Source organism: uncultured Maritalea sp. (assembly GCF_937139385.1).
GTDB lineage: Bacteria > Pseudomonadota > Alphaproteobacteria > Rhizobiales > Devosiaceae > Maritalea > Maritalea porphyrae_A.
Map to the genome: position 1 here is coordinate 1 of NZ_CAKZPW010000035.1, position 3,884 is coordinate 3,884.

General features: G+C 48.7%; 4 protein-coding genes. 2 read left to right on the forward strand and 2 right to left on the reverse strand.

The window, feature by feature from the left end; genetic code table 11:
- The coding region (locus tag Q0231_RS01500; RefSeq protein ID WP_299344120.1) for an aldehyde dehydrogenase family protein at positions 1 to 965 on the forward strand (965 nt) is incomplete at its 5' end.
- Positions 966 to 1,000: 35 nt separating this feature from the next.
- On the opposite strand, the gene Q0231_RS01505 is transcribed toward Q0231_RS01500, so the two are convergent.
- Complete coding sequence (locus Q0231_RS01505) at positions 1,001 to 1,948, reverse strand: LysR substrate-binding domain-containing protein (protein ID WP_269392440.1); 948 nt, start codon at positions 1,946 to 1,948, stop codon at positions 1,001 to 1,003.
- Positions 1,949 to 1,957: 9 nt separating this feature from the next.
- Positions 1,958 to 2,737, reverse strand: a complete 780-nt coding sequence (locus tag Q0231_RS01510; RefSeq protein ID WP_299344124.1) for an aspartate dehydrogenase — start codon at positions 2,735 to 2,737, stop codon at positions 1,958 to 1,960.
- Positions 2,738 to 2,956: 219 nt separating this feature from the next.
- On the opposite strand from Q0231_RS01510, the gene Q0231_RS01515 reads away from it, so the two are divergent.
- The coding region (locus Q0231_RS01515; protein WP_299344125.1) for a dihydrodipicolinate synthase family protein at positions 2,957 to 3,884 on the forward strand (928 nt) is incomplete at its 3' end.

Below are 3,884 nucleotides of genomic sequence, written 5' to 3' on the forward strand. Positions count from 1 at the left end.
AGATCGCGTTATTCGCGCAGACCAAGACTGGCGTTGCACATTGCCCCTGTTCGAATTGCAGACTTGGTTCGGGTATTGCGCCTGTTCGGGCCATGCGGGATGCGGGGGTGCCTGGCGGGGTGCTGAATTTGGTGTGCGGCGTTCCAGCAGAGATTTCAAATTTCCTTATCCCCCAGGACAAAATTAGGTTAGTTGCATTTACTGGCTCCACGGTTGTGGGCAAACACCTCACGAATTTGGCATCAGAACACATGACGCCGGTATTGATGGAGTTGGGCGGGCATGCGCCTGTAATCGTGTGCGATGACGTAGATCCAGTTCAAGTGGCGCCAACATGTGCAGACCGTAAGTATCGCAACGCCGGGCAAGTCTGCACATCGCCAACGCGTTTTTATGTCGGGCAGGATCAGTTCGAACGTTTTACCGACAGGTTTGTTGCCAGTGCGAAGCAAACCGTTGTTGGTCCGGGCTTGGATGAAGCAACGCAGATGGGCCCTGTTGCCAATGAAAGGCGTTTGGTAGCCATGATCGGTCTTGTTGAGGATGCGGTATCCAAGGGTGCTGAGTTGCGCACAGGTGGCAAACGCATTGGTGATTGCGGTTACTTCTTTGAGCCCACGGTTTTGGCCAATGTTCCTGATAACGCAAAAATTATGGAAGAGGAGCCTTTCGGCCCGATCGCGATTATCAATTCAATGTTGTCGCTCGAAGACGGCATCTATCAAGCGAACAAGCTGCCGTTTGGGCTTGCTGCCTATGGTTTTACACATTCGTCTGCGAACGCGGAGCAGTTAATCGAGGGTGTTGAAACAGGAAACCTGTCCATAAATACACTTGAGGCTTCGCTACCCGAAACGCCATTCGGCGGAGTTAAGTCCAGCGGCTATGGTCGCGAAGGCGGAGAAGAAGGTCTACATCTTTACACGGTTGTAAAAAACGTTTCTCACAAGATGGTACTGGATTGAGCTGTGCATCTGGCAAGCCGCTGAAACCGGGGTGGCTATAGTGTTTCTGCTACGCTTGAAAGCGCAGATAGTACGGCGTTTCCAGCAGGCGACAATTGATCTTCACCGCGATAAGAAATGCCGACCGATCCGGTTTCAAATGGCAGCTTGAACGACAAATACTGCAGCAAACCCAATCGAACATCATGGGTAGCAATATGCGCTGGCATAACGGCGATCAAATTGCTGTTTCCCGCTAACAAACCTCTATTTGTTAAGTAGGAAACGGATTCGATTGTAACCGGCGGGTGGTACTGCTCCATATCGACAAAATATCGATCAATCTGGCTGCGCAGAGAAGTCTCAATCGGCGGTAAAATCCAGCCGTAATTTTTCAAATCATTGAAAGTAACATTGGTTTTTTTGCAAAGCGGGTGGGAACTGCCAACCAACAGTTGAATACGCTCACTGAACAATGGGATTTGCGCCAGCTTATCGCGATGACGATGGATGGGCAGCCTTCCAACGATGAGGTCGATTTCGCCTGCCCTAAGGCCGGGCATTAGCACTTCATTTGTGCCCTCAACAACCTTAATGGTGACATTGGGACGTTTGCTCAAAACCTGTTCAATTGCCAGTGGCAGTAACTGAGAGGACGCTGCTAGCAAGGTGCCAATAACGACGCGGCCACTCGTTCCCTCGGTCAGATCATCAAGCTCTTGAGCAGCGTTTGAAATCTGAGCAAAAATGAGTTTTCCATGACGGATCATCGCCTCTCCGTAGACCGTTGGTATGACCCCTCGGTTGGTGCGTTCGAAAAGTTTTACCTCAAAATCTAATTCTAACTCTTGAATCATTTTGGTTGCAGCAGGCTGAGACACATGTAGCTCTCTGGCTGCGGCCTGGATGTTTCCGTGCTTTCCTACAGCGACTAAAAGGCGGAGCTGTTTCAGCTTCAGTCTTGTAAGGGCACGATCAACGATCCTACTATATTTTGCAGCCAAGTTTTGCTCCTAGAACTTTATCAGTCTGCGTTCTTCTAAAATGGCAGCTACGACACTCATCGCCGCCAATGCAGAACTTCGCGGATTGTCAGGCAAGCATTTGCCTGAAATGGAAAATCGCATCTCACCAAAATCCCCATGAGCCTCAATTTCGTGCGTATTGGCGTTTATCTCAGGGTCAGCAATTAATTCTACAGTGGTTTTATCAAACCCAAGTGAAGATATTGCAACCGACGCAGCAACGTTTGCATTCTTTGGATAAGCTAGTGCGGCTTCGCGCGCAGTGCCAGCGAAATGAACAGTCGCTTTTGCGAGGTTAGCAAGGTCGATTTTGTCCTCCGCTGGTGAGCCGAACCACCCAAGTGCAGGCTTGCGGCCTATGTATTTTACGCGAGTTAGTGTGCCCGTGCTAGCAGCACGAAGTGCATCGAGTGCGCCGATCGCGCCACTTGCTAGTTGTAGTTTCGCGTTACCTCGCACTGCGGCGTTCATCAATTCAGCCTCGAGTTCTTTGTTGGCCAATGCCCCAATAGAAATCGTCCACACATCAATTCCTGACGCTAATGCTTTTACACCATGCTCACGAAGACCTTCGTGACCAGCACAATCAACAAGCAATTTTGTATCTGCTGGAAGATCGGCGACGTCAGAAACGCGGAGACAACTATCGCCATCCTTTACATGGCTGCCTTGTCTCACCAAAAGCGTACGCACCTCAATTTTATGAACTGCTAGCTGTTTTCTAACAAATGCAGAGATGGCCCCATCGCCCAAAATAGCAATACTCATCAGATCTCCTTCGCAAGCATCCAATATCAACATATCGCGCAATCAGTGTCTCTAGATATCCATTTTGCTTATATCAGGTTTCGGTCTTTGTATTACCGCAACGCGCTCTTCCATGATCAATTGGACAGCACACAAGCGCGCAAATTTGCCTAATGCCAAGACTTGTTAGTCGGTCAAGGCGCCGGACCGCGAAACTGGGTCTTTGAAAGAGATGTACAAATGAAATACTCAAAACTTGATGCAAAAGACTACGCACGCGAAAACATGAACGGCATATGGGCAGCGGCTTTGAACCCTTTCGAAGCTGATGGAGCACTTAATGAAATTGGGCTACGTTCAAACATTCGCCATTGGATTGATGATCTGGACATTCAAGGTCTATTTATTGCGGGTAAACAGGGCGAGTTCTTTTCGATGTCGCTGGAGGAACGTAAACGAAATTTTGAAATAGCAGTCGAAGAGTGTGGCGACAAAGCCGGCACAATCATGTCGGCGTCCGATCAAAACGTAACTACAGTGCTTGAACTTGCGCTACACGCGCAGAATTGTGGCGCAGATTACATTGTTGTTCACGCACCGGTATTGAGCTTTTGCCAAGATCGGGACGAAGTCCTATACAATTACTACAAATACCTCTGCGACAATCTCGATATTGGCATTGCAATGTGGAGCCACCCGGACAGCGGTTATCTTATGGAACCAGAGACCTGTGCGCGTATAGCGGAGCTGCCCAATATTGTTGCAATCAAATACTCTGTTCCGCGTGAAATGTACAAACGGCTATCGCGTATGATTGGCGACAAAATACATGTTTCAACTTCGTCTGAAGATGAGTGGTTGGACAATGTGGAAGAATTGGGTTGGAAGCTCTACCTTTGTTCTTCACCACCATATCAGCTTCAAACTAAGAACGATAAACGTATGCACGAGTATACGAAGCTGGCGTTTGACGGAAACTTTGTAGAAGCCCGTCGTGTATGTGACAGTCTTGATCCTGTTCGTGAAGCAATACGCAAATCCAAACCTGCTGGCAAACCACAGGCGCATGGCAAGTACTGGCAAGAACTCTTAGGGCAAGCAGGAGGATTTGTCCGACACCCAATGTTGGAACTTACAGACGAAGAAAAAGCTATCACCCGCCATGAAT